Origin of the sequence: Lentzea sokolovensis, assembly GCF_033949975.1 — a bacterium.
Taxonomy (GTDB): domain Bacteria; phylum Actinomycetota; class Actinomycetes; order Mycobacteriales; family Pseudonocardiaceae; genus Lentzea; species Lentzea sokolovensis.
The window spans coordinates 57,233-82,904 of sequence record NZ_JAXAVU010000001.1 but is presented as its reverse complement, the minus strand read 5'-3'; the positions used below and the strand labels follow the sequence as shown (position 1 = coordinate 82,904).

The following is a 25,672-nucleotide window of genomic DNA, read 5'->3' as shown; positions in this document are numbered from 1 at the left end:
GTCGCATGGCGGCCGGATATCGACGGCCCTATGGGCCGGCAGTTCTCGTGCTGATCGCTACGCGATCAGGGCAGGCTTTGCGCCTGCGAAGGACAACAGCTTTGGACTAAGGTATCGCTATCGCGATACGAAGAAGATGATCTTCGAACCCTCCCACGCGCAACGCGACGGGAGAGGTATGCCCGGTGTCCTGGGTAACGCCGATCGGCAGTGCACCAGAACAGGTCGACTACCGGCTCGGACAACAACACGGCTGCGTCACAGGCATCTCCGGCGACGCACAGCTCGAATACCGCACCGACGCTGAACGCCCCCTCATATGGATCGGCCAGGCACTGGCCGATCTGGGCATCGAGGCGGGCACCGAGCTGACCGCGGAGCATTTCCCGCTCGCCCGAGCCATGATGGACGGCTACCACCCGCGCTCTGGCGAGCAGCTCGTAGAGCACAAGCTGGGCGTGCCCATCGAGGCCAAAGTCCCCATCGCGCAACTGGTTCGCATGATCGAAGGCGTCGCGCGCGAGGCCCAAGCGGACGTCTCTGAAGTCCTCCGGCACCGCCAGGGCCGCTGGTCCGGAACAACCTCCAAACGCATGCTCGACATGTTCAACCGCGCCAAGCGCTCAGTCGGGCGTCACGGCGAAACGGCCATGCTCCGCGCCGACCACGCCGGCCAGCTCGCCGACGCCGCCGAACTACGCCTCGCCACCGTGTGGGACCCCGGCGTATTCGAAGGTGCAGCAGTAAATCTCACCAAGACCATCACGATCACCGCCAAGGACGGAACCCAGAGCGACGCGGTGGTCGACAACCGCATCATCATCGGCAACCGAGGCTACGACATCACCCTCACCCTGCCGAAAAGCTTCTCTCTCCTGCGCGAGTTCGTCGATGAGGACACCGGTAACGCCCTGGACGCCATCTACCTCGAGCAAGGTGGCGCCACCTTCGCCTGGCTGGAAACCAACACCGCATACGGGATGCGCGGACACCACGGCGACGGCTCGACGGCCGAAAAGGTTCCTGGCAACGGCTTCGCGGGCTGGGCCATGATCCACCCCGCGGCCCGACCCGCCGCCGGCCAATGCTGCGGCGACCCGCACTGGCACGTCCACTACACGATCACCAACATGACCAAGGGCTTCGACGGCAAGTGGAGCACCGTAGCGGCCGGTGGCCGTGACCTCATGCGTCACATCCCAGCAGCCGCGAAGCTCCTGGACGGCAGCGTCCGTCACGTCCTCACCCAGCGGTACGGCGTCGCCTGGCGCCGCTCCGAACGCACCGGCCAGTGGGAGATCGCGTCCATTCCGGACGCCGCCATCAAGGAGTTCTCCCAGCGTGGCGCCGACATCCACGCCATGCTCCTCGACCTCGGCTTCACCGAACAAGACGCCTCACAATCGCTCAAACGCATGGTCAAACAAGAAACCCGCCAGGCGAAAAACGACACCTCCGAACCGCAGTTGACGCGCCGCGAGCGGAACCGCCAGCGAGCCATCGACGCCGGTCTCGACCCCGACTCGATGGCCCAAGACGCACACATCCCCGGGATGCCAGAAGAAGCGACCCGGCAACCAACCATCAACGAGCTCGCAACCGCACTGCAGGACGTTGAGCGCGGCCTTACCGCACACTCCCGCAGATTCTCCCGCGTCGACGCGCTCGCTGCCGTCGTCGACCAACTTCCCAACGGCGCTCAACATCACACCGTCGAAACCCTCACCGACGAGGTTCTGCGACACAACGGCTTCGTACCACTGATCAGCATCGACAACGACGACGACAGCCCTGCGGCCGGCGTGGGGGAGCGCCACCAACTCGGCGCCGACCACATGACGAACGCCCAGCTGTACACCACCCAGGACATCGTCACGGCGGAGAAAACCATCATCGCTGCCGCCCAAGCAAGCCACGAAGATCAAACCCCGATCCGCGTTTCCCGAACCACCGCGGAGATGGCCGCCGACACCATCGAGGCGACCAACGGCTTCACCCTCTCCACCGAACAACGCCGTGAACTGCTCAACATCGTCACCTCCGGCCAGGCAATCGACGCACTGATCGGCGGGCCCGGCTCTGGCAAGACGACCCTCATGGAAGCAGCGCGCGTCGCCTACGAAGCCGACGGATTCGTCGTCGCCGGTGCCTCGACGCAAGGCGTTGCGGCACAGAACCTTCAAGCCGCGTCGAGCATCTCCAGCCGAACCGTGGCCCAGTGGAGATGGCGCATCGACCACAAGGATGGCCTGAACGGAATCGACGTCCTGATCCTGGACGAGGCCGGCATGACCCACGACCGCGACCGCGCAGCCCTCTACCGAGCAGCCAAAGACAGCGGCACCAAGATCGTGGAAATCTTCGACCCCAAGCAACTGCGCGGCGTCGGCTGCGGCTCAATGGTCGCGGTCGTGCACAAGATGGTCGACGGTGGAGCACTGCTGGACAACCGTCGCCAAGCCGACGAAGACGAACGCGCCGCCGTCGCGGCCTGGCGCGAGGGCAACTACGTCGAAGCGCTCACCTCCTGGGCCGACCGCGACCGCCTAATCGTCGGCAAGACAAGCCAGGACACCACTGCCGCCATGCTCGCCACATGGATCGACCAACGAATCGGCGCACCCGACCCGCACACCGAGATGCTCGGCCTGCTCATGGTTGCCAGCACGAACGAACAGGTCAACCGGCTCAACGCCGGCGCCCAAGCCGTACGCGAAGTGCAAGGCGAACTCGGCCGCGGCCGAACCTACGACCTGCCTGGTGGCCACACACTCCACCTCCACGAAAACGACCACGTCCTCGTCCGAATCAACGAACGCCACACCGACGACCCCGACGCGCTCAACGGTTACCGCGGAGTCATCAACCACATCGATGACACCGGCCACCTGGCCGTTACCTGGACACGCGCCATCCCCGGCGGACACGTGCGCGAGAGCCGCACCTTCGACCCTAGCTACGTCGCCAAAGGCGGCCTGACGCACGGCTACGCCCTCACGGTCCACAAGAGCCAAGGTCTCAACATCAACGAGACCTGGACGGGGGAGGACGACGAACAACGCGGCGGCGCCGTGCTCTTCCATGCCCCAGGTGCTGACAACCGAAGCTTTCTGGTCGCGACCTCACGGCACACACAAGCGGTCTGGACGTTCGCATCCCAGCAGGACTTCGAGACCCCGCAAGACACATACATGCTCGGCGAACCAGACTCCGCCTTCGCCCGCAGACGCCGCGTCATCACCAAGATGGTCGAACGGGCCGTAGACACCGAGAACAACGCCAACGACCGGCCGGTACTGGTCGACCTGAAGCAACTCAAAGATCCCTTCCCCAAGCCGAAACCTTCCGACTCCAACACACCTCAAGCCGGACGCCACGCCGCCAGCGCAGAACAACGAGCAACCGCCGAAGAGCTGCTACGCGACGTATGGCGCGACCACGAGGGTGTCCAGGCCGTAACAAACGGAAGCGCGTTCGACACCGTCGCCCGCCTGATCGACCGATTGAGCTCAAGCACAGTCGATCCTCGGGACACACTTGTGCGCATCAACCCCGCCGTGATGGTTCGACCTGACGTGCGGGATGCCAGTCGCCTCGTCGTCGCCGCCCTCAAGCGCATAGCCAAGCCGTCCAAGGAATCCGAACACGGTAACGGCGCCTCAGCGCTCACGCATGAAGAACAGCTGCGCGACCAGGCAGCGGACCTCCTCCGCGAAGCATGGAACGACCACCCGAACATCGAACTCGTCATCGCTGGCTCAGCCTTCGGCGCACTCGCACACAACCTCGCACGTGCAGCCGACGCCGGCCATGACCCGCGGGACGTACTCGCTGCGATCGATCCCCAAGCACTTAAGGAAAAGGTGAACCCGGCGGCATTCGTCGCGTGGCGCATCCGCACCTCAACAACCACCGACGCTCGCGCGATCACTGTCGACCAGGAGCGTGCCGGCCTGGGCGTCGCCGCGCGCTTGAATCTTCTGATCCCGAGCTACGAACGTACGATGGCCCACTTGCAGCCGGTTACCGGTGAGAGCCCTGGTACGAACTTGAGCGCACCTCAGCCCGTCAGGGTCTACGGCATGTGGCCGTCATGGTTGCCACGTCCGCCAAAGCTGGCCGCCTTGGAAGGCCGCGACCGCGCACTTGCCTCAGCAGCAACCGCAGATGCCAAACGGATCCAGGCACGCGTGGTCCAGCTCGCGCGCGACGCCGCTCGAGACCGCCCGGAATGGGTTGAACAACTCGGCCCCGCACCCGAAGGCGCCGCCCAAACGGCTCGGTACCTCGCAGCACTGGCGATCCTCGCGGCCTACCGAGAACAACACGGACTTACCGGCCCCGAGCCTCTAGGAGGAGCGCCTACAAGCGATCAGGCCCGATCCGCGTTCGAGGCAGCTAAGGGCGCGGAACAGCAGGCTCGCCGTGCCACGACGCCGAGTCCGGCATTGGCCATCGGAGCCCGTTCGACGGCGGATCCGCCGAACCGAACACCTGTTGCGCCGATTCACACGAAGGTAACAGGAGAGAGGCAACGGCTCATCGACCAGCAACGCCGGGAGGCAGGCGCCCGCCGTCGTCGCGAGCTCGATCACCAGCCGCACGATCCTCGTCGCGGACCACGACCAAGCCCGTAGACGACTGGTCGAGAGGATACTGAGATTCGTATGGGGTCACCTGGTTGGTTGAACTCTCAGGGACACGTGGCCGTGTCAGCGTCCAGTTCCTCGTGGATTTACCGGCTCTGGTGGCCAATCGCGTGTGCTGTGGGCGGAAGTCAGGACGTGGCGGGGAGTCCACCTGTGGCATGATCGCCGACGTGAACGGCCTCCAGGACGATGCGGTGCAGCCAACGCTGCGACGCGCGTCGGTTCTGAAACAGCGCAGGTAGGTAGCCGAGTTCGGCTCCCTGCGGCTTCGTTCGTTCTTTCACCTTCGCGCGGCTCAAGCCCGCAACTTCGACCTTGCCCCTGGAGTGTCATGACTGCCGTCATCGTGACTGCCGATGGCCACCGGATAGCCGTCGATGTGGATGCTGTTGCGGCACGCCACGCCAACCGATTGCTACGTACTGCCGGTCGTCTTACGACTGACTACGCGCGTGAGGAGCGACGCTTTCGCAAGTGGCTGTGGCGGCACTGGGGAAAGGCACTCACGCTCTACTTACTCGCGTGGCACGAGACGAATGCCCTGATGACGCGCACTGTTCAACAGCGCGACAAGAACCCTGCTTCGAGTGTCGATCAAGTACTAGAAGTGCTGCTGGGACTGCAAACCCGTGCGTGTAGCGCGGCCCACGATGCTTACGCGCGCGTGCGAGGCGGAGCCTTTGGTGCCGCGCTCGGACGGTGCCGCACGCTGCACGAGCTGGCCGTGATCGCGCGCGTGATCGGTGAGTACGGCCGCAAGCCCGAGCACGCGGATCTGGCCGAGCGTTACGTGCTGCACGAGAAGGTGCTCGCATACAACGACGCGCTACGTCACCAGAAGCATGCGACGACACTGGAACAAACACCTATTGCCGCTGAGGAGCTTGACCGCCTGCGCGCCGAGCACGACGAATTGGTGAACCGGTTCGGCCCGCACTATCGAGGCAGCTACGGCTGGGCTCACGATCTGCGACGCGAAGGCCAGAACCGGATGGAGTTCGCCGACCTGACCCGGCTTGCCGAGCTGGGGCATCTGGAGCCCTACTACCGTCGTGCCAGCCACGAGATCCACGCCGACGCAACGGGCATTCGTTTCGCGCTGCTTGCCGTCGACGAGCAGCTGCTGCCGACAGGCGGCAACACGACAGGTTTGGTTGAGCCGGCCAATCTGGCTCTCCTGCTTCTGCAGCACTGCACGACGAGTCTGGTCTTGTTCGGTATCAACCCACGGCAGGCCCACGCGATCATCTCCCTTCGTGCGATTCAAGTTCTGGTGGACCGCACCAACATCGAGCTGGTGGCGGGTTACAGGAGCTTCGAAGCAGCAACCTTGCACGCCAAGACGAGCAAGTGGGCACGGCTGCGTTCGCGCTGGGCCATGTACCGACTCAACCACGCTCTCTCCGTGGCATTTGATCGCGCAGCGGACGCGGAACCGTCGGAGAATGACAAGATCTAGCTAGGTCTCGTTCTGGAACCGTGAGATGGAGGCCTGTGATCGGCTGTCCAAGGAAGACTTGACCGTCGTTCACCAGGTCGCTCGTTAAGATCCTGCACGACGAAGTCGAGGATGCCATCGTCGGTCGGCTCTTGGCGCGCGGCCGGTTCGACATGCTGGCGCTGTGCTTTGCATTCCCTCCAGTCCGCGTGAGCGTGAAGGTTCTGAAGGGTCGGCCACAGCCATCGGTTGCGCCACGCGGTCATCTCGTCCGAGGGTTGCTCTCCCGAGCAGTAGGCGTGACGCCACGCCGCGTAGAGGTCGGTGAGCTCGTCGACGGCGACCGTGTGGCGGTACCAGCACGGCGGGATGCTCACGTCCGAAGACAGGGGATACCGCGTGATGAGGTGGTCAACGAACCATCGCAGTTCACCCCATAGCTGGGCGGCCTCATCGCGGGTGAGAACTCCCCAGGCCCACCGGTTGGGACGGCTTAGGTTCACTCGCTCGACAAGGCTCTCCTGCAACTCCAACAGGAACTCGCGCAACGCCTGGATCTGGTCGCGCGACGTCGCAACGGAGCCGCCAAGCTCGGAGACGACACCCGCGAGCTCGGCCAGCTGGTGGTCATGCAGTTCGCTCGTTGAAGCGAGGTCCGAGACCACATCAGGCAGGAACTCCACGTCCAGAACCGGCACGGCCTCGACGGGCGGGTGTGTTCGCTTTCTCTCGCGGACGGCCGCCTCGTCGCTGGGATCGGGTGGGTCGAACGGAGTGTCAGTCATCGTCTGCAGGCGTCTGGAGGTCCGCGGCGAGGCCGGTTTGGGAAGCAGCGAGTAGCTTCCGCGCCTCGTTTCGGCTTTGAGCGACGAGGTCGGCCAGGTCCGGAGTCTCCCACCAACCTGGGAGATCGACCTTGGCCGCGCGCAGGTTGCGGTAGAACAGCAAGCCTTCGCCGTCGCCGAGCTCCCGGATTTCGTCGATGGTCAAAGCACGCTGCCTCCAAGGGGAGACCGTGACCTGGTCGCGCACGGCGGTGCCGGTGGACACGCTGGCCTGGTCGACGATGCGTTCAGGCAGCAAGTCCGAGAGTGCCAGTAGATCCTTGGAGTTGCTCAAGCCTCCGAGCACGAGCTTGATCGACGCGCAGTCCCAAATCTCGGTTGCCTCTTCGAAACCCCAGCGCTGCCGCAACTGTGAGAAGTTCTGCACGTATACGTAGAGCTGTATGCCACGGCCACCCGAGTCGGCCAGCCGTGCGCTCAGATCGTCGACCGGGGTGATGTTGGCTGCCTCGTCCATCACGATCCGCAGCGGTGGATCCAGCCGCAGATCGCCGTAGGCGGGTGCGTTGAGCTGCTCGGCGGTCGGGTGTTGAGACAGGATGTCCGCGCGGTGCAACACCTCGACCATCAGGGCATTGACCATCGGTGCCGCGGAGTTCTTGCGGCCGCGGGAAACCATGTAGAGCGTGTCGTGGCCGCTGCGGATGAAGGCGTCGATGTCGAACTGCCTGTCACCGGGCTGGGGTGTGAGCGCCCGCATGATCGTCGGTGAGGTGAGTGGACGAAGGAGAAGTTCGAGTGTGGAGTAGATGCCGCCGGCGCCGGAGGTGTCGCTCGTGCTCTTCAAACTGTCGAGCAGGTTGCGGAGTCCGTCGGCGATCGCAGGCGCCGCTCGCTCGTCCGTCTCGAGGATCTGCGCGGGCCGGTAGGACTGGCTGGTCGTCCACAGCCACAAGATGCTCAAGTCGGAGCCGCTCAATGCTGCCGCGTGCAACATGGCGGCGAGCACGCCCTCGCTCTTGCCGCTGAAGTACCCGCCGTTCTTGGTGTCCTCGAGCGGCCGAGCGCTGCAGATGGCGACGGCTCGACGCAGAGCTACGTCGAAGTCCTCGCAGCCGCGAATCGGGTCCCACCGCAGTTTCTCCGGCCAGGGCACCCGGTTCTCCGGATCGAACACCCACACGAGTCCGCGCTTCGCGCGTTCCATGATCGTCAGTTCGATCAGGTCGAAACGGGTCGAGGTGGCCACGAGCGCGCCGGGGGCTCGCAGCACGTCGGACACCGCTTGCCGGGCGGTCTTGCCCATTCGGACAGGGGCGACTACGAGTTTTGAGTCCTCATGGCTTCCGTAGATTCCCTCGCACGTGCCTGGCCACCGAGCGAACAACGCGCCCGCGTCATCCGCGCTGATGTCGAGGAAGTTGGCCAGTGACGGGCGCAACCGTGGCGCATCCTTGGTGACGGCCCTGGCACCGAGACGTTCTTGGACGGCGTGGCGGTCGGCCAGACCGGACCGGAGTTCGGCGCGGCGCTGATAGATCCGGTTCCGCCAGGCGAACACCCGAGTCCACAGCGCCAACTCGGCTGCGAGCACGACGAGCACCGAACCGTAGGTGAGGACTGCTGGTCCAGGCCGAGGGTCTGTGGGCCAGCCTGCAGCGGGGTCGGACAGGTGTGTCGCCCAGCCGATGATCGTGGACGGCAAGAGACGGGGTGGCGGCCACGCCCAGCCATGCCCGCCCAGCCAGCCCGACAGAGCGCCGCCGACCAGACCAGCCAACAGGACCGTTGCCAGAGCCGCGCCGAGCAAGGGGTAGAAGACCCCGTAGAGCGGCCTCGGCGACGACGGGATCTGGTGCTGCTGGCCGGGCCTGCTCATACGCGCCAGAGCATCCCGGTCAGCGCGCTGTCGGTATCGGTGAGCGCGATCTCGCGAGGTGAGCGCTCATGCCGCACGAGGATCGGGTCACGGGAACTGATCTGGAGCAGACAGGTGCCCTGCGCCAGCGTCATGATCGTTTCTTCGGTCCCAGGCGGAAGGTTGTAGAGCGCGACGCAGGCAGCCGCATCCGCGTAGCTTCCCTGGCAGTAGATGAACCTGGTCTCCGCTTCCTGCAGCAGCGCGCGACCGGGACTGTCGGCGTCGAGGTCAACGAGGTGCTGGAATCCCGCAACGGTCGACAGACCAAGTCCACGGGAAAGCTTGGCGTTGCGACGAAGAATCCTGCCGGTCGAGCCCTCGGCGACGTGCCAGGCCTCCTCGATGACATCGATCGTTTGCTCGGCGCGCTCAGAACGCGCCGCGAGCATGTTGGTCTGCCACGTGGTGATCAGCGCCATGACCACCCGCAGAGCCGGCCCCTCGGTGGGCAGAGCGCTGATGTCGAAATGCGTGAGGCCGCTGGGATGATCGAGATTGACCTCTGCGCTGGTCTCGTCGTCAACCAGGCCCGCGAGGTCTTCCTCGATCATCCGCTCCAGCCCGAACGCTGGGTCGAGACCCCAGTCCTGCAGTTCGGACACCGTCCGGTTCAGCGACTGAGCCTCGGCGGTTCCAGGGTGCAGCAGGTGGTGCACGACATCGCCGATCACCGGCACGCGACCACGCTCGCGGGCATCGCGGGTCGCGCTCACCAGCGCGAGGCGCAGCGCCTTCCCTTCGCGTTCGGTGACCGGCCGCGCGAGCGCTTCGGCCAGCACAGCGCGCAGCAGCATCATCTGACCGGTTGGCCGATCGGTGCGGTCAATCGTTTGACCGGCGTCGTCGATCTGCTCGCTGCCCAGCGCAATGACCGGATCAAGGAGATTGAGGCGACTACCGGTGCCATCGACCGTGAACCGGATGCTCGGTGCCCCCAGGTACTGGGCCAGAGCGGTGTATTCGCCACGCCCGGCTTGCAGCTTCTTGTCGAGCACGACGACGCGCCGGCCCCGCAGCAGCAATTGCCGGGTGCAAGCCCAAGTCTTGAGCAGGGAACTCTTGCCCTTGCCGACATCCCCGACCACCGCCACGTTGACCGAGCTGATCAGCTTGTCCTCGTAGCTTATGAACGGGTCGTGCACGACGAGTTGGCCTGACAACAGATCTGTGCCGACGATCAGCCCTCGGCTACTCGTCGGCGGCGAGCTGAGCGCGAGATTGAGAGCCTCGGCCTGCCGGGTTGTCGTCGACATAGGTTCGTTGCGCGGCTCGTACCAGCCCCACTTGTCCAGCCACCGCCGACGGGATGGTGGCGGCAGGAACTCCAGTTGCGGTGGTGGCGCAGCTGGCTCCGGTGGCCGCCATCCGACCAGCGGAGCCGGTCGCGCGCGACGAGAAGCACGTGTCCACGCGCTGGCTCGGCGCGACATCATCGGGTCTCTTTCACTGCGGCACTACCCGCCAGAGGCCGCGCACTCCGGGGGACACGTTCCTCCCAGAGTTGTTGCAATAACTGGAAATCCGGTTGGCACACGCCGCCCCAGGAACCATAGATCTCGCCTCGCAGCAGTGCGCTGGCCAAGCACTCCGTGCGGACCGGGCATCCACTGCACAGCCCGGCAATCCGAGCTCGTTCATCACGAATCGCCCGCCTTCCCGCGAACCGAGCCCCTTCGCCGGGAAAGAACACATCCGGATCGCTGACGCGGCAGGGAAGATCGGGCACGGCACCGATCAGCTCGTCGAGCGCTTGCCAGTCGGTGCCTGCATGGCGCAGCGCGTCGGCGATTCGGGCGTAGTGGAAGATCGTTGGCGTGCGCATCACGCCACCGCCATCCCGCGCGCGAGCGGGTAGGTGGCGATGACGGCCGAGTCCTGCGCACGGTCCTGCCAGTCCAGTTCGGTGAGCGCGGACTGGGCGGCCTCGTTTGCGACCCGCATGCACGCGCGGCGCAGCTCTGCAGCACCGTCGGCGGTCACCGAGATCGCCATCGACCAGTCGACGCCCTGATGCCCGGAGCCGGGCGCGAGATCATGCAGGCGGCGTTGCGACGCTGAGAGCATCGTGCTGTCGGTGCCGTCGTCGACGCGGCCCTTCTTCGCGTCCGCCAGAATCGACGCGCCGTCCTGGGCGACGTCGGCGCGCGCCCGTGCGCGGGCGAGTTTGTCCGGCACGAACTCCATGCGCACGCTGAGCGTCCGGATGACCGACGGGGTGACCGCCGTGAGCAGTGGCGCGAGCCATCGCGGTCCGAGCGGCGCCGGGGCGATCCCGTCGCGAGGAAGGAACGCGGTGCGCGTGTGCCACGCCTCGTTGACGACCATGTGGTCGGACTCGGTGGTGTAGCTCTGCCAGCAGGTGTCCCACCGCACGCCTTCGTGCTGGTCGATCGGCCACCGCGGGTCTTGCAGCGACCGCAGCACCGCGCAGGTGCGCTGCTCGCCGAGGACCTGCGGGCGGGTGAGCTCGGCACGCACGGCCAGGTCCGCGAGCCGCGCGAGCTCGTCGCGCACCAGGCCCGCCCACCCTGAGGGACCGTCGGCGTGACTGCGTGCTTCCTCGTAGAACTCGCCGGTCAGCGGGAACCGGGCCACGAGGTAATTTCGGTGCTGCTCGGCAGTGTTCGCGGTCAGGTCGACGAGTTCCTCATAGGACTCGATCAGAGGTTCCAGACCGGGCCGGGTCGAGAGCCGCTGGGAGATGAACTCGCGGTGCGGTGTGGCGTCGTGCGGGACGATCCTGTTGATCTGCTGCAAGCCGCGCAGGTACGACCCGGCCTTGGCCAGCTGCGAGAGCAGCACTCCGTAGCGGACGGACGCGACCTCGTAGGCGCGTTCGGCGCGCAGCCCGGACGCCTGGCCCTGCACCTCCATGAGAACGCTCAGGTAAGAGGGTTCACCGGGGTTGTGGTGCCACAGGATGAACATGTGCTCCCACGGGGTGCCACGCAGGTCGAGCGGTTCGACCCGGCCCAGCGGCGTGGGCAGCGTCCACAGTGGCCCGAACAGGTCGCTTGGATCGGACTCGCGGGCCAGCTGCGGCGCGATGAACGTCGTCTCGCCGCGGATCCGGCGGCGGCGCCACCGCCACGACCACAGGACCTGCGCGGCGACCGAGCGACGGCCCCACGGCCGCACGAGCCCGTAGGTGCCGGCGAGTACGGCGAACCCGCTGATCGCCCCGGCGAGGTCGCCGACCGCCAGCCACAAGATGAACGCGATCGCTCCGGCTGCGGCGAGCGCGACGTAGGCGGGTGTGCTCAGCGAGCCCAGCAGACCTCGGCGGCTGATCTCGCCGCCCAGTACGGAAATCCTCATTTGTCGTCCCCCCGGACTGTCTCTTCATCGGCCTTGACGGCGCGGTGAGCGCCCTGTCGCATCTTGTTTCCGGCCGCGAGCGCGGCCTGCGCGGCGATACCGATCGGCCCCATCGCGCCTCCGGCCGCCGCTCCTGCCTGTGAGGCCTGTGCGGAGGTACCCGCCGGAGCATTGCCACCGGGACCGGTCGCCGCTCCCGGCTTGCCCGCCCCGATGCCCGGCGCGGAGCCGCCCGAGCCTGCGGCGGAGACCGCGTTGTTCGGGCTGCCCTTCATCTGCGGGACGCCGGACTTGCCGCCGGAACTGCCGCCGGACGCCTGCGGTTTCGACGACGGCTGTTGTTGCCGTGCCTGTGGCTTCTGGCCAGCGCTGTAGGTCTGCGCGATGGAGTGGGCGCCGCCTTGCCCGGACTCGCCGTCCTTGTCCTCGCTCTGTGAGCGGCTGTGCTGGTGGCGTTCGAAGGCGGCCATGCCCGCGCCGACCACCGCGGCAGTGCCGAACCCTGCGGAGGGCTGCGAGTCGTGGGAGTCCTCGGCGGTCGGCAGCAACGGCGCGTACTTCAACAACGCGAACGGCGCGAAACCGACCACGATGAGCGCGACGATCACGACCACGATCTGGCCGAGCAGCGGCATTCCGCCGGCCTTCATCGCCGGAATCGAGAGGTTGCCGTCGATCAGCGCGAACACCGCGCCGAGCAAGAAGTACAGCAGCGGCTTGGAGAACAGCAGCCCGAGGTAGGTGTAGACCGGCCGGGCCGCCTTGAGCCGCCACCGCGGGTGCACGCGCATGCCCCACGCGATCCCCGCCACCAGTCCCGACAACGGCAACGCGACCGACTGCAGGGCGAAACCCACGAAGACCGCGCCGGTACCGAAGATCAGCAGCCCGAACACGATGCTGCCCACTCCGGCGCCGCCGGGGATCATCACGGCGGTCACCTGGGACAGCGCGGCCAGTTTCGTGATGGCGCTGCCGATGTAGTCGGACTGCCACGCGGCGATGCCGCTGGTCATCTTGCGCACGGTCGTGTGCAGCACCGTCGCGATCGCGGGCGCGAACACGGTCAAGAACATCCCGAGGGGCAGCTGTTTGAACAGCGCCTCCTGCAGGTCCTCGCGGCCGCCGCCCCCGGAGGCGGTGCGGGAGATCATCAGGACCGACATCAGCGCCATGACCATCAGCCCGAGTCCGGTCGACGCGCCGTAGGTGGCCAGGAACCACGGCGAGCCGGGGTCGAAGTTCCCGACGGTGGCCAGTCCCTCGAGTAGCACCCGGACTGCGAAGTCCACGGCCGAGGCGTGCAGAGAGTTGGCGAGCTCGTCCATCGCGCCGGCCGGGTTGGCGACGAACTTCGCAATGTCGACGGCGACCGACAGGATCGAGGCGAAAGCGTCGATCTGCATGCGCCCGGCGGCCAGGTGCGCCTCACCGATGATCTTGAAGAACGCGCCGATCTTGTCGAGCCAGTGGGTGTTGTTCGAGATGAACTGCGACAACCCGTGGAAGAAGTTGGCGATCGACTCGTTCCACCGGATGCAGCGTTCCTTCTTGTCCGGCACCATGACTGCCCGGCCGCAGTCGACGAAGAACGCCTTCTGGCAGTAGGACGACACGGCGTCGGCGCACGGGTCGCTGAAGTTCTTGATCAGGGTGCTGTCGCCGGCGGCGTACGGCTTCATCCGCTCCAGCGACTCGGCGTCCGGTTTGGCCGCCCACGTGAGGCCCCACGTGTTGCGCACGGGGGCGGTCCACTCGCGTATCTCGTCGGCGCAGTAGCGGTACGCCACGTTGAAGGAGTGGTCGGGGCCGAACACCGCTGGGAACGTCGCCGGGAGTTCCGGTGGTTCCCGGTTGACGTCGGCGGTGTTTTGGTCGGGCCAGAACTTGGCACGTTCGCTGGGCGGCGTGGCCCAGTACAGCAGCCGCGACTCGACCTTCATGACCTCGTTGAGGTAAAGGCTGAGGTCGCCGCCTTTGTCCTTGCACTCTGGTGTGCTGAACCACGGTCCTTGGCGGAACTCGCTGGTGTCGCCGACGTACTTCACAAGGTTGGGAGGGAAACCCTGCGGGGTGTTGCCGTTCGTCGGCGGCTGTGCGAGCGCCGCGGGCGCGAGTGTGAGAAGTAGCGCCAGAACCGTTCCACATAGGACGGTCAAGCGTCGGAACATGCTCCCCCCATAGGTTTGCCGCTTACTCGATCGTGATGAAGAAGCTGTAGAAGGCGACCTGCTTGCGCTCAGGCGCCGGGGCGGTGTCGTCGGTGCCGGGCTGCGGGCCGTCGACGGTCTTGACGGTCGCGACCTTCCAGGTGTCGGCCTCCCAGACCAGCCGGTAGGTCACCGTCGACCACCGCTGCGCGCGGATGACGCCCCGGCTGCCCAGACCTGGGCCGATGCCGACCGAGGACACCCACAGCTCGATGACCGCCTGGTCGCCGGTGAAGTCCTTCACCGCGAAGTCGGCCGGTGCCTTGGAGGTCCGGTCGTCCCCGCTGGTCGCCTTGGTCTGGGAGAACAGCTGACGCGTGGCCTGGTCGGCGCTGCTGGCGATCCACGTGGTCTTCACGACCTCGGGGTCGGCGTGGCCGTGCGCGACGGCGGGTTGGAGCTGTACGGCGATGATCGCCGCGCTCGCTGCGCCCTCACGGTCGCGGGTGAACCCGCTCGGCACCCCCTTGGTGATCGTCTTCGGCCCGTGCTCGCGCGCCCCCGCACCGCTGGGCACGTCGCTGGGCTGCGTGTGTCCGGGCTGTGCCTGCTCGCTGGACGCGGGCAGCGCGTACCGGCCGACCAGAACGCCACCAATGAGCACGACGGCGACGGTGAGGATCAGGACGAGCACGCGAGAGGTCCTCGGCCGGGGACCGGCCGGCGCGCTCGTGGGCGTGGTGTGGGACATGTGCTTGGCTCCGGTTCCCCTAGAAGATCGCGATCACTGCACCGAAGATCATGCCCAGGCCTGCCAGTGCGATCAGAGCGAATACCGACTTCTTCGCGGATTCGGTGTGTTCGTGCACGTCCGCGGAGTAGCCGCCCTTCTTGGCTCGCTGCAGCTCGACCGTGGCCCGGATGAAGCCGAACGCCACGATCAGGAACGCGATGCCCCACACGCCGCCGAGCAGCGTTTTCCAGGTGGAGTTGAACGCATCCCCCCACACTCCGAGATCGGGTTGGACGCCGTCGAAGGGGTTGGGCGAACCGGTCGGTGCACCGGGCGGGCCGGGCTCTTTCTGCGCGAGGAACGTCACCTCCGGATCGTTGCGGTGAAACATCATGTGGCCTTTCGAAGGTGCAGCTCGGTGACCGGCGCGGGCGCGCCGCCGGGTGGCGGCGTTGCGGTGTCGGCGGGCTGCTCGGGTTCGTGGTGCTCCTGTGCGGGAGGGGATGACTTGCCTGCCCAGGGTGGTAGTTGGTCCGGGCGCGGGGCCCGCTGGGCCGCGAGCCTGTCGGCGACCGCGGCCGCCGCGCCGACCCACGTGCGGCGGGAGGCCTCGCTGATCCGGGCGTGCACGATCGGCCGGCCGCCCGCGAGCTGCGGGTCGAACGGCACCTCGACCACCAAGGCGGTGCGGGCGGCGAAGTAGGCGAGCATCTGCCGCCGCAGTGCCGGGGGCGCGGCCGCCGTGGCGGGGCCGACGACGGTGACCGCGCCGGCGACGAGGTCCGGCCGCCGGGTGTCGAGGTGGTCGAGCATCCACGCCGCGCTCTGCGCGACATCGGGCTCGAGCGTGATCGGCACGACCAGCTGGTCGGCCATGCCCGCGGCCCACTGCCAGTTCCCCGCGCGGACGTTGTTGCCGGTGTCCATCACCGTCAGCCCGAAGTACCGGCTGAGCAGTAACCAGATCCGGCCGCACTCGCCGGGCCCGATCTGCTGTGCGCGGGCCGGGTCGGTGTCGCTGGCCAGGACCTCGGCGCGCGTGGGTTGCGAGCGCAGGTAGTGGGTGAGGTCGCCCGCCGTGCCGACGGCGGTGAGCTGCTCGGCGGCGCCGAGCAGATGCCACACGTGGGTGTCGGGCGTGGCGACCTCGGCGCGCTGCGCGAGGGTTCCGCGCGCCTCGTGGTTGTCCCACGCCACGACCGGTCCGCCGCGCAACGCGGCGAACGTGTGCGTGAGCATCAACGTGGTCGTGCTGACCTGGGCGCCGCCCTTGGGGTTGGCGACCATCACCAGCCGCCCACCTCCGAGGTGCTGGCGCACCGCAACCTCGGCCTGCCGGTGCCGCGCCTCGTCACGGCCGGGACCGGGTTTGATCAGCCCGCCGGTCGCCTTCCGCAGCCGGGCGCGCCATCCCCACATCGCCGGATCAGCCGTCACCGGCGGCTGCACGGCCACCAGCTGCTCCGGACCTGGACGGTCGGCGTTGACCGGGTTCGCAGGCGCAGCTGCAGCGCTCCCCACCGGGGCGACTCCGTGCAGATCGACGGGTTCCTCGGCGTTGTAGCCGGTGCCGGTCACCACTGCGGCCCCCCGCGCGAGAGCCCCTGCTGTGGTGGAGCGACGTCGTGATCGGGCCCGCGTTTCGGGCGCACCGCCGCGAGAATGCGTTTCGCGACGTCCCTCAGCGACGTGCCCGAGCTGGATGCCTCCCGCGCCGGACTCGTCCGGGATACCGGACTGTTGTCCAGGGCTTCGGCTAGGCGCGTCGGCTGTGGCGCGGAACCGGTGACCGGGACTGGGATCGGGAAGTCCGTGAATGCCCAGTAATTTCCATTCACATCCCAATGGACTAGTCGGCGCTGATGGTCCTGCTCGACCGCGTCCTGTGCCATGGCTGCAGTCGGTGCGGCGTGAACAGTCCATCCGTCGGCGTGGACTTCTGCATAGCCGTGCCGTTGGACCTGTGTCAGAAGCTCTTGAAGCTCTTCCACAGAGTTGACCCTGAAGTCGGAGACATCGTCGACGTTTTTCTGGACGCTCACCGGGTTGTACAACAACCATCCGTTTTCTGCGTCTGGTGGACCCGGTTCGTTGTAGGTGACGAAGCTCCACCCATGAGTAGGGTCTTCTCCGATCCGTACGAGGAGCTCCAAGCTTTTATCATCGTCGGGGACGTAGGTACCGAACGCTGGTTGCCAGCCCCACTCCTCCGGATTCCAGCCGGGTGGGATGCGAATAGGAGGCACCTCCTCCCATTCCGATGAGGGCATGTCTACTGGCCGGAATTCCATTCCACATCTCCCTTCGCGGTCGACTCGTGTTGTGAACCGAGGTGCTGTACCTTCATGTGCGAACTCCTTCTCTGGCGTTTACGGAATTGGCCGGGCGCCGACATTCCGGAAGTCCCCGCCGGTTCTGACTTTCGAGACCTTCACGACATCGCCGCTTTGCGGGGCTTCGAGCATCATGTGTTGTCCGTTGATGGCGCCCAGGTACATGGCGACGTGATGAGTGCCCCAGAACAGCAGGTCACCTGGCCTGGCCTGGTCGAACGGGACGACGAGCTTCGCGCGGGTGAGCTGCGCGTCCGAGGGCCGGATGATCTGCACTCCGGCCTGCGCATACGCGTACAGCGTCAATCCCGAACAATCGAATCCGACTTTGTTGTAATCGCCGTGCGCGTCGGCGACGCCGCCGTCACGGACGCCTTTCGTGGGACCGTCTGCATTACCGCCGCCCCAGGAGTAGGTGATGCCCAGCCATGACAGACCAGCCGCGATCGCGGTGGCGACCTGCGGGGAGGCCGCACGCACGACGCCAGCAACCCCGGCCTCCGGCGGCAGGGTGACGTCCGAGCCGGTCACGGTGACCTGTATCCGGCCCTTGAACGAGCGGTCCGCGCAGTCCAGCGGCGGCCCAGAGCCGTCGTAGAGCGCGGCCACGACCGCCTCGGCGAACCGCTGGTGTTTCTCGTAGCGCCAGCCCTCACCGCTGCGCTCGACGTCCTCGGCGAGTTCATGATTCGACCGGGCGTCGGTCTCGTAGCTCGGTGCGCGTTTGAGTAGCACGGCGAAGAAGCCCTTGGACGCGGCGGCGGCGTCGGTGCGGTCGTAGCCGACGTAGGCGTTCCAGGGTCCCGGCGCGATCTGTTGGAATACGCCGACGGCGTTTCCGTTGCGCGCCAACGGGTTGAGCGTGGATTCCTGCATCCCGGCCTGCAACGCGACGACCGCGCCGCGGCGGGTGATGCTCATGCCCTTGGCGACCCCGAGGATCTGCTGCACCGTCGCGGTCTGCGTCGGCGAGAGCACCACCCCTGCGAACGAACCACCACCCGACGGTGGCGCTGGTGCGCTCGGACCGGTGCCGGGCACCTGGCACGTCGCGGGCGGGATGATCGCGTCGGCGTCGGCGCGGCGGGGTTGCAGCAGCACCAGCACGAGCAGCAGCGCGGCGGCCAGTGCGACGAGCGGGATCAGGAGAAGTTTCATCAGCCGGCCTCGACGTGGATGTCGACGAGCCACCGGCCGTCGGGCTGGCGCAGCACCGTGCGAGTGGTGAGCACGTGCTCGGTCTGGAAGGCGACGTCGGCCGCGAGCAGGGTGCGGGTCGCCGTCGCCCGCACGTAGACCTGGTCCTCGCCGCGCGGGGCCTCGGGGATGAGTTCGGCGGTGATCCGGTCGCAGCGGGTAGACAGCTTCTGCTCGACCACCGAGCGGTACGCGGCCTCGCTGTCCCCGGCTCGCAGGTCCGCGGTCTTGCCTGCAGTGGTGGAGAACACCGTTGCCCGCTCGACGTTGTTGTTGCGGGGCTGGCGGTAGTCCGAGGCGCACCACTGCGTCATCCATGCCCGCGTCACCGCGACGGGGTCCGCGAAGTCCGTGGTCGCGGCGGTCGGCGCCGTTGGGGGCGGCGGCACCGTCGACGGGGTCCCGGCGGGCGCGGACGGCGTGATCGGCGAGACGCTCGGCAGCCGCAGACCCGATCCGGGCGGCGGTGACGGGCTGGTCGCCGGGGTCGACGCGCTCAGTTCCGGCCTGGGCGGTGCTGGGACCGTCCGTTCGGGTGCGGGGGAGGAGCAGCCCGCGCACAGCAGCACGGCGCCGAAGCCGGTCGATATCCAGGCGCGCATGTGCTTTCTCCCTTCCAGAGCGGGGTGTGCGATCGGTCAGGCCGGGTGCGGACGACGCGTGCCGGGTTGCGTGCCCCGCTCACGCCGGCCGGTCACGGCGGGCCGCTCTTGGGTGGTCGGGTGTCGTCGGGACTGCGGTTGACGGCACGGCGGCCGCGCGGCCTGGAGGCCTGCCACTCCCGGAAGGTGCGGTCGCCGACGAGCCGTTGGATGTGCGGGATGTGGTTCTGCCGCATGCCGACCGGCGACGGGCCCAGCACGGCGTCGAGGTCCGTGGCGGCGTTGGTGTGCCACCCAGCCGCCGCGATCGCTTCCTCGGTCGGGAAGACATCGGCGACGCGGTGCCGCGTCGGGTCGATGAGGTGGTCCTCGCGGCCGCCGTAGCTGTAGATCCAGCGGAAATTCTCGGGCGCGTTCGGTACGGCAATGCGCTCGAATCGGGAGATTTCCTTGGTGTAGCAGTAGATCAGCGTCCCCGGTGTCGCCCGCGCCACCTCCAGCCAGGTGGACAGGTACAAGTCACTGAAGAAATCGCCGGCGTCGTGCACTCGGAGCGCCGCCCCGTCGAACTTCGGTGCGCGCAGCTCGGCGATGATGTCCGCGGTCCACTTTTCGAGGTCGTCGAGGATGCGAGCCAGGTTGCGTTCGTGCTTGGCCAGCACCTGCGGGAACCGGAACGTTCCCGTCCGGGCGTAGCATGCGCGTGCACAAACGCCGGCCTGCTCACACGTCACGTACCGGCGGCCGTCGGGCAATTTCCCTGCCAGCGCGGGGATCGAGAAGTTGTGGATTCCGTGCGGACGCAGCCACCGATTCTGGGTGATCATGCGTTCGGGCCTGTAAGTGTTTCGTGGCATCAGGTTTCACCTCGCACGCGCGTGTTCCCTTGTGGACGGTGTGTGAAGAGTGGGACGAGCGTTGCGATCGACGGGCCCAGGGCGACTGCGAGCAGTACGCTTCCGGCCCCGAGTGATCCGTTCGCGACGGCGATCGCCGGGTTGATCATGAGTACGCCGGTGAGCAGGCACAGCACGTCGGCGCCCATGCGGATGCGTGCCGGGCTCCAGTCCGTGCGGCGGGCGATCGCGACCATCAGGCCGTCGCGGGGTAGCGCGCCGAGTTCAGCCGACAGGTACAGGGCGGTGCCGACGGCGAACATGGCGCCGCCGAGCAGCATCGCCATCACCCGCAGCCACACCACTTGCGGCGCGGGCAGTATTGCGAGGGTGAGGTCGGCGACGACAGCGGGGATGATGACCGAGGCGACGGTGCCGATGCCGGGCTTGACGCGCAGCGCGAGATTGAGCACAAGCACCGTCGCCTGCACGGCGATGATCGCGCCGCCGATCGTCCATCCGAATCGGTCACCGACGGCCCGGTGAAAAACGTCGAGCGGCAACAGCCCCATGGAAGCCGTGACGAGCATGCCCACCGCGATGCCCATGAGCGCGTTGCCTACGACGACCTGGCCCAGCCGCACCACGAACGGCCGTGACTCGTTGGCCTCGGCGGCGGGCTGCTCCTGTGTGGGATCAGTGGGCATGACCGCTCACCCACTCGCGCTTCGGCACCGGCCCGCGGCGGTCGAGCGCGGCGGCCCCGGCCTTCTCCAGCAGCACCAGCAGGTCGTCGGCGACCTCCGGCGCAGCTGCGAAGATCGGGTCTCCCAGGTGCGAGGCCGGTCCGCCGGTGCCCGGCCAGCTGACGACCGCACCGGCTTCCTCGCAGATCAGCAGCCCGGCGGCCCAGTCCCATTCGTTGAGGTAGTGCTCGAAGTAGCCGCCGTACGTGCCTTGCGCGACGCGGCGGATGTCCTCGACGTGCTCGATCATCCGCGCGACCACCGCGGCCTGCGGGCCGCGCTCGGCGGCCTGGTAGCTGAAGCCGGTGGCGAGCAACCGCTGCGAGAGCGGCTTGTCCTTGCGGGCGTCCAGCGGGATCCACTGGTGACGCACGGCCGGGTCGTAGAAGCGGGCGCCGTTGCCGCGCCCGGCGGAGTAGACACGGCCGCTGGCCGGTTCGGCGACCGCACCCGCGAGCACGACGCCGTCGACCTCGATGGCGATCGACACCCCGTACTCCGGCGCGCCGGCGTGCAGGTTCGCGGTGCCGTCGACGCCGTCCGCGATCAACCTCAGCTCGCCCGGACGTGCTTGCGCCACACCGCTTTCCTCACCGGTGAAGGAGTGCGGGGCGTCGCCCCAGATCTCGGTGGCTTCCTGGCGCATCGCGGCTTCGGAGGCCGGGTCGCAGTCGGTGACGTAGTCGGTCTCGCTGCTCTTGGTGGTCGCGTCAGTGGCTCCGGGCCGTGCCAGGCGCTCGCGCACGGTGCGGGCACCGGTGCCGGCGAGGTGCTCAGCGTGGATCTGCAGCTGACGGGTATCGAAATGCACTAGGTCTCCCTGACGGTGGTAGATCACGGGCGGGGCGGGCTGGATCGCCCGATGAGGCGGTGGCGGCGCGCCGAGGCGGAGCGGCGTGACATCTCGCTGTGGCCCGGTGCAACCGGGCGCGTCAGGGAGGGGCGAGAGCACGTCGCGCGGAACGAAACTCATGGCGCGGGCCCGAAATCGTGCATGCGGACCCTCCGGCGCGGACCGGGAATCGGGGGCTGGTGGGCGGGGGCGCCGAACGTGGACGTGCCCAACCCCAGCCGGCACGTCCACGCCGGCACGTTCGTGATCATCGGCCCGCTCCCGTCACGACCGGGCACACCGCGGTGATCAGCCCGCCGCGCGGTGCCGCGAGCGCGAGCGCGGGAAACACCTTGCGCAGCAACCCGATTCCGGCCGTGTTGGTCGTGCCGACCGACGCGGTGACCGCGAGCACCCCATCGCGGGCCGCTTCCTCAGCGAGACGGGCCGCGAGCGCGGTGCCCGCGCCGTGGCGCTGCCATGCGTCCTCGACGAGCACGGCGATCTCGATGCCGCCGGCGTCGTAGAGCATGGACGCGACGCCGACCATGCTCTGCTCGGTCCACGCGGCGACGGTGAGCTGGTCGGCGCGCGAGGGCAGCGCCTCCAGCAGCAGCCGGGCCGCGCCGGGAGTCCCGCCGTGGCAGCGGGATCGCAGCGTCGCTTCCGAGCAGCGGGCCAGCAGCCCGCGCAGTTCCTGCATGGTCGCGTCGTCGTCGGCGTAGACGTCGAACACCTCGAAGGTGGTCACGCTCCCCACCTCCGCGCGAGCAGCGGCTGCGACTGCAGCAGCCGCAACGGCCGCGCCGCGACTGGACGGGGCCACTGCAACGCCTGCAGCAGGGCGGTCGTGCCGCGCTGGCCGCTGATGAAGAAATGTCCGCCGGGGAACGTCGTGTGCGTCGCGTCGGGCGCGAGCTCCAGCCACCGGTGCGTGGTGCACGCCGGCGCGTACCAGTCCGCCGCGCCCGACCACGCGAAAAGCGGGCAGTCCAGGACCGGGAGCGTGCCGGGCCAGTAGGTCTCGCACGCGGTCAGATCGGCGCGCACGCGCGGCAACCACGACCGCAGGAACTGCTCGTGGCGCTGCAACCGCGGCGGCAGGCCACCCATGTCGATCAGCTTCGCCAGCAGCTCCCGCTCACCGAGCAGGTGCAGCGGGTGCGGCGGGCGAACCATCGGCGCGCGGCTGCCCGAGACGATCACCGCTTGCGGCGTGCGCTGATGCTCCTGCATGCGTACGGCGACGGCGTGCGCGAGCAGCGCGCCGAACGAGTGCCCGAACAACGCCACCGTGCCGTCGCCGTCGCCGGTGTGCGCGAGCAGTGCGTCGGTGATTGCGTCGACCAGCCCAGGAGTCAGTTTGGTCACCGGGTCCTCGTCACGGCGGTCGTCGCGGCCGGGCAGCGCCACGGTCACCAGGTCGATTTCCTGGGGCAGCAACGGAATCCAGGAGTTGTAGGCGGTGGGGCCGGCGCCGGACCAGGGGAACGCGACCAGCGTGTGCCGGGTGGGGCCGGGTCCGTTGCGGTACCTCGCGAGCCACCCCGAACTCGAGGAAGGTGACGGAAGGCGTTCCGGGGACGCCGGGGCGGCGGGCGGCGGGGTCGTCAGGATCGTTGACATGTGATCACCACACGGGCACGGAAGTCGGGACAGGACGGGGGAGAAGCACGCCGTGTTGCGGGGCGCGATCACGCAGCACCCGCCAGAACACGATCTCGTCCGCAAGAACGGCGGGCATGCCGCCGGGGTAGAGCGTGCCGCGCGACATGATCGCCGGGGCCTGCGGTTCGCGCGGGCCGTCGAGCTCGATGGCGTAGTGGGTGCCGCGCGGTGCGTCGGGGATGAGCTCTCCGATCGGGACCGCGCCGTCGCGTAGCAGGACGAGCTGCTCGGGCGTCAGGCCCAGGCGCGGCACGTGGATCAGCGACTTGATCGACGCCAGGTGTGGTCCGTCGGCGTTGAGTGGGACGAACACGCCGTTGCGGCGCAACACTTCTGTCCCGGCGGGCAGGCCGAGCAGCATGCCCTCGTGCTCGTCGACGACGTCCAGCCGGTCCGCTTCGACAGGTACCCGCTTGAGCGGGTAGCCGGTCCACCAGCTCAGGATCGTGGAGAACTTCGGCGCGACCCGGATCCCGCGTGCGAGCCGGGCGGCTCGATCGGTGAGCTCGTCGGTGGCCGCGCCGGGCTTGAGCGGAATCACCTGGTCCTCCTTCGCAACGCTGGTGGTGTGGGGCTGGTGCGCCCCACCCCCGGGGAAGTGGGGGTGGGACGCCGGATCTAGGTCCGCGAACCGGTCCTGGCCTGGATCAGCCGGTGACCGGGTGGTGGCCGTCCTGCAGTTGGGGTGTCGGCGCGGGCTGCGGCGTGGTGCCGGGCTTGGGCGTCGGCTTCTGCGTGCCGGTCGGCGGCTGCCCCGGCGGCTTGCCGGTCGGCTGGCCCGTGGGCTGCCCAGTGGGCGGGTTGGTCGGCGGGTTGGTGGGAGGCACGGTGGCCTTGCCGCACTTGACCACCGCGACGGTGATCGTCTGCGCGACCTTGTCGCCCGCGCCGAGGATCTGGATGGTCGCGCCCGCCCCGCCGCCGAAGCTGACCTTGAGCTTCGGGTCGCTGGGTGCCGCGCCGCCGTGGGCGTAGCTCACGGCGCCGTCGGCGCACTTGGCCGACACCGACCCGATCGCCTTGCCCGCGACCACCACGTTGGCGACGGTCGCTTCGGCGATCCCGTTGCCGGCCTTGACGGTGATGCCGCTCGCGGACCAGCCCATGCCGGACACCGAGCCCGACGCGGTCTTGACCTCGCCGTCGGAGGCGACCGAGGGCTGCGCGGCCTTGTTCTCGTTGCCGGACGCGGACACGCCGTACGCCGTCGACGTACTGGCCTGGGCGGCAGCGAGCCCGTGGACCTGGGCGTTCGCCGGTGCCAGCACGGACGCCGAGCCCGCCGCCGCGAGCGCGCCGATGCCGGCCGCGGCGAGGAACAGGCGTGTGGAGTGGGTGGTTGTGCGGACCACGTGGTCCCCCCTTGATGTGGTGTGGCCCTGGGGCCGGGTACGGGAATTCACTTGATCAACACCGGGGTGCCGAGCGGCAGGTCGCCGCGGGTCATCGCCTCGGTGAGGCTGGAGAGCGCGTCCGGCGGGATCCGGACGCAGCCGTCGGAGGAGGCCGTGCCGTAGACCTCGGGCGTGGGCCAGGTGTGCAGGCCGACCGTGCCGGGGCCGCCGCCGAAGGTCAGGTGGGTGTCGGAGTGCGTGCCCAGTGGCAGCACGACCTTGGAGAACGTGGAGCCGTTGTCGCGCAGCGCGGCGAGCAGGAACGTGCGGCCGGCCGGGGTGATCGCGCCGGGTTTGCCGATCCCGGCTTTCCAGCGGCCGGTGACGGTGCCGTGGGTGGTGAGCGTGACCTCGAACGCGGGCCGGTCCACGGTGATCACACTGGGGCTCTTGGCGACGGTGACGTCCGGGGTGTCGATGTGCATCCAGGCGACGGAGTTGTTGGGGCGTGAAGGAAGCGCGACCAGCGCCCACCCCGGCTGGGTGTCCAGGATGGACAGCCACGTGTCGGTGCGGGTGATGTTCGGCTCGATGCCCAGCGGCTGGGTCGCAGGGACGACGGCGACAGCGTCGCCGCCGGGCGCGGCGTACACGGGCACCGCCGTGGTGGGGTGGGCGACCAGCCCGCCCGGCACCTGCTCGGGTGCGGGGTCGCGCGGGGCGGCCGGGGTCGTGGCGAAGGTGGTGGCCTGCGGGAGCGAGGCGAGTTGATCGGCGCTCACCGTCTGCGGTGCCACGACCGGCGTTGTCTCGGAGGTGAGGGTGCCGCTGGTGGTGTCGTTCTGGCCGAGCGGGTCGATGCGCTGCTCGCCGGCGGTGGGCCGGGTGAGCGCGATGCTCAGCAGGGCAGCGAACACGGTGACGGCGACCAGCCCGGCGCCGGCGAGCAGGGCGGGCCTGCGGCGCGCCTGCGTCGGCGGCGTCTGGTAGCGCCGCTCACCCGAGGGGGATTGCGGGCCGGGCGTCGGCCGCTGCTCGTCGTCCTGACCAGCCGGTCCGAGCTGGTCACCGTCGTGGATCATCACGACCTCCTTTCTGCTTCTCGGTGGGGACTGCGGGTGCGGCGTGCC

The 25,672-nt window shown here is 68.2% G+C and carries 22 protein-coding genes; 2 read left to right on the top strand and 20 right to left on the bottom strand.

Annotated features, from left to right (window positions below; genetic code table 11):
* Positions 1-185: 185 nt before the first annotated feature.
* Both mobF and SK854_RS00415 read left to right on the top strand, forming a co-directional pair.
* On the top strand, positions 186-4,637 hold the full coding sequence (mobF, locus tag SK854_RS00420; RefSeq protein WP_319972921.1) for a MobF family relaxase: 4,452 nt from the start codon (positions 186-188) through the stop codon (positions 4,635-4,637).
* Between the two features lie 343 nt (positions 4,638-4,980).
* Positions 4,981-6,108, top strand: a complete 1,128-nt coding sequence (locus SK854_RS00415; RefSeq protein ID WP_144065345.1) for a DUF5677 domain-containing protein — start codon at positions 4,981-4,983, stop codon at positions 6,106-6,108.
* On the opposite strand, the gene SK854_RS00410 is transcribed toward SK854_RS00415, so the two are convergent.
* The 20 genes from SK854_RS00410 to SK854_RS00315 form a co-directional block, all read right to left on the bottom strand.
* Entirely contained in the window at positions 6,105-6,872 is a 768-nt protein-coding gene (locus SK854_RS00410; RefSeq protein WP_319972920.1) for a hypothetical protein, read from the bottom strand. The genes SK854_RS00415 and SK854_RS00410 overlap by 4 nt on opposite strands.
* On the bottom strand, positions 6,865-8,751 hold the full coding sequence (locus SK854_RS00405) for a type IV secretory system conjugative DNA transfer family protein (RefSeq protein ID WP_030477447.1): 1,887 nt from the start codon (positions 8,749-8,751) through the stop codon (positions 6,865-6,867). The genes SK854_RS00410 and SK854_RS00405 overlap by 8 nt, the downstream gene beginning before the upstream one ends.
* Positions 8,748-10,046, bottom strand: coding sequence for an ATP-binding protein (locus SK854_RS00400; protein WP_245816158.1), 1,299 nt, complete (start codon positions 10,044-10,046; stop codon positions 8,748-8,750). The genes SK854_RS00405 and SK854_RS00400 overlap by 4 nt, the downstream gene beginning before the upstream one ends.
* 176 nt (positions 10,047-10,222) lie before the next feature.
* Complete coding sequence (locus SK854_RS00395; protein ID WP_084401296.1) at positions 10,223-10,615, bottom strand: WhiB family transcriptional regulator; 393 nt, start codon at positions 10,613-10,615, stop codon at positions 10,223-10,225.
* A complete protein-coding gene (locus SK854_RS00390) occupies positions 10,615-12,111 on the bottom strand; it encodes an SCO6880 family protein (protein ID WP_030477449.1) in 1,497 nt (498 codons plus the stop codon). Before SK854_RS00390 ends, SK854_RS00395 begins: the two co-directional genes overlap by 1 nt.
* A complete protein-coding gene (locus tag SK854_RS00385; RefSeq protein ID WP_144065343.1) occupies positions 12,108-14,282 on the bottom strand; it encodes a hypothetical protein in 2,175 nt (724 codons plus the stop codon). Before SK854_RS00385 ends, SK854_RS00390 begins: the two co-directional genes overlap by 4 nt.
* A gap of 22 nt (positions 14,283-14,304) precedes the next feature.
* Positions 14,305-14,955, bottom strand: a complete 651-nt coding sequence (locus SK854_RS00380; RefSeq protein ID WP_030477451.1) for a hypothetical protein — start codon at positions 14,953-14,955, stop codon at positions 14,305-14,307.
* A 76-nt stretch (positions 14,956-15,031) separates the two neighbouring features.
* A complete protein-coding gene (locus tag SK854_RS00375) occupies positions 15,032-15,361 on the bottom strand; it encodes a hypothetical protein (protein WP_319972919.1) in 330 nt (109 codons plus the stop codon).
* Positions 15,362-15,384: 23 nt separating this feature from the next.
* The gene (locus SK854_RS00370) at positions 15,385-16,572 is read right to left on the bottom strand and encodes a MinD/ParA family ATP-binding protein (RefSeq protein WP_319972918.1); all 1,188 of its coding nucleotides are present in this window, start codon (positions 16,570-16,572) and stop codon (positions 15,385-15,387) included.
* On the bottom strand, positions 16,569-17,285 hold the full coding sequence (locus SK854_RS00365; protein WP_144065342.1) for a hypothetical protein: 717 nt from the start codon (positions 17,283-17,285) through the stop codon (positions 16,569-16,571). The genes SK854_RS00370 and SK854_RS00365 overlap by 4 nt, the downstream gene beginning before the upstream one ends.
* 78 nt (positions 17,286-17,363) lie before the next feature.
* Positions 17,364-18,485, bottom strand: a complete 1,122-nt coding sequence (locus tag SK854_RS00360) for a C40 family peptidase (protein ID WP_030477454.1) — start codon at positions 18,483-18,485, stop codon at positions 17,364-17,366.
* Positions 18,485-19,126 (bottom strand): hypothetical protein, encoded by a 642-nt coding sequence (locus tag SK854_RS00355; protein ID WP_245816157.1) that lies wholly within the window; start codon positions 19,124-19,126, stop codon positions 18,485-18,487. The genes SK854_RS00360 and SK854_RS00355 overlap by 1 nt, the downstream gene beginning before the upstream one ends.
* A gap of 92 nt (positions 19,127-19,218) precedes the next feature.
* Entirely contained in the window at positions 19,219-19,953 is a 735-nt protein-coding gene (locus SK854_RS00350; protein WP_211257767.1) for a GP88 family protein, read from the bottom strand.
* Positions 19,954-19,982: 29 nt separating this feature from the next.
* A complete protein-coding gene (locus tag SK854_RS00345; protein ID WP_051769989.1) occupies positions 19,983-20,669 on the bottom strand; it encodes a YczE/YyaS/YitT family protein in 687 nt (228 codons plus the stop codon).
* Complete coding sequence (locus SK854_RS00340; RefSeq protein WP_051769991.1) at positions 20,659-21,519, bottom strand: inositol monophosphatase family protein; 861 nt, start codon at positions 21,517-21,519, stop codon at positions 20,659-20,661. Before SK854_RS00340 ends, SK854_RS00345 begins: the two co-directional genes overlap by 11 nt.
* A gap of 289 nt (positions 21,520-21,808) precedes the next feature.
* Positions 21,809-22,291 carry a GNAT family N-acetyltransferase gene (locus tag SK854_RS00335; protein ID WP_030477459.1) on the bottom strand — a complete coding sequence of 161 codons (483 nt, stop codon included), beginning with the start codon at positions 22,289-22,291 and terminating at the stop codon, positions 21,809-21,811.
* The gene (locus SK854_RS00330; RefSeq protein ID WP_051769993.1) at positions 22,288-23,166 is read right to left on the bottom strand and encodes a thioesterase II family protein; all 879 of its coding nucleotides are present in this window, start codon (positions 23,164-23,166) and stop codon (positions 22,288-22,290) included. The genes SK854_RS00335 and SK854_RS00330 overlap by 4 nt, the downstream gene beginning before the upstream one ends.
* Before the next feature lie 4 nt (positions 23,167-23,170).
* Positions 23,171-23,749, bottom strand: coding sequence for a hypothetical protein (locus tag SK854_RS00325; protein WP_030477461.1), 579 nt, complete (start codon positions 23,747-23,749; stop codon positions 23,171-23,173).
* A 106-nt stretch (positions 23,750-23,855) separates the two neighbouring features.
* Positions 23,856-24,560 (bottom strand): hypothetical protein, encoded by a 705-nt coding sequence (locus SK854_RS00320; RefSeq protein WP_030477462.1) that lies wholly within the window; start codon positions 24,558-24,560, stop codon positions 23,856-23,858.
* A gap of 47 nt (positions 24,561-24,607) precedes the next feature.
* Positions 24,608-25,624, bottom strand: coding sequence for a L,D-transpeptidase (locus SK854_RS00315; RefSeq protein ID WP_084401200.1), 1,017 nt, complete (start codon positions 25,622-25,624; stop codon positions 24,608-24,610).
* Positions 25,625-25,672 lie beyond the last annotated feature (48 nt).

What these genes read in the sequence shown, in the direction of transcription:
- SK854_RS00415 (WP_144065345.1), top strand. Translation starts at nt 4,981, where the DNA reads ATGACTGCCGTCATCGTGACTGCCGATGGCCACCGGATAGCCGTCGAT.
- SK854_RS00410 (WP_319972920.1), bottom strand. Translation starts at nt 6,872, where the DNA reads ATGACTGACACTCCGTTCGACCCACCCGATCCCAGCGACGAGGCGGCC.
- SK854_RS00405 (WP_030477447.1), bottom strand. Translation starts at nt 8,751, where the DNA reads ATGAGCAGGCCCGGCCAGCAGCACCAGATCCCGTCGTCGCCGAGGCCG.
- SK854_RS00400 (WP_245816158.1), bottom strand. Translation starts at nt 10,046, where the DNA reads ATGTCGACGACAACCCGGCAGGCCGAGGCTCTCAATCTCGCGCTCAGC.
- SK854_RS00395 (WP_084401296.1), bottom strand. Translation starts at nt 10,615, where the DNA reads ATGCGCACGCCAACGATCTTCCACTACGCCCGAATCGCCGACGCGCTG.
- SK854_RS00390 (WP_030477449.1), bottom strand. Translation starts at nt 12,111, where the DNA reads ATGAGGATTTCCGTACTGGGCGGCGAGATCAGCCGCCGAGGTCTGCTG.
- SK854_RS00385 (WP_144065343.1), bottom strand. Translation starts at nt 14,282, where the DNA reads ATGTTCCGACGCTTGACCGTCCTATGTGGAACGGTTCTGGCGCTACTT.
- SK854_RS00365 (WP_144065342.1), bottom strand. Translation starts at nt 17,285, where the DNA reads ATGGAATTCCGGCCAGTAGACATGCCCTCATCGGAATGGGAGGAGGTG.
- SK854_RS00360 (WP_030477454.1), bottom strand. Translation starts at nt 18,485, where the DNA reads ATGAAACTTCTCCTGATCCCGCTCGTCGCACTGGCCGCCGCGCTGCTG.
- SK854_RS00355 (WP_245816157.1), bottom strand. Translation starts at nt 19,126, where the DNA reads ATGCGCGCCTGGATATCGACCGGCTTCGGCGCCGTGCTGCTGTGCGCG.
- SK854_RS00350 (WP_211257767.1), bottom strand. Translation starts at nt 19,953, where the DNA reads ATGATCACCCAGAATCGGTGGCTGCGTCCGCACGGAATCCACAACTTC.
- SK854_RS00345 (WP_051769989.1), bottom strand. Translation starts at nt 20,669, where the DNA reads ATGCCCACTGATCCCACACAGGAGCAGCCCGCCGCCGAGGCCAACGAG.
- SK854_RS00330 (WP_051769993.1), bottom strand. Translation starts at nt 23,166, where the DNA reads ATGTCAACGATCCTGACGACCCCGCCGCCCGCCGCCCCGGCGTCCCCG.
- SK854_RS00315 (WP_084401200.1), bottom strand. Translation starts at nt 25,624, where the DNA reads ATGATCCACGACGGTGACCAGCTCGGACCGGCTGGTCAGGACGACGAG.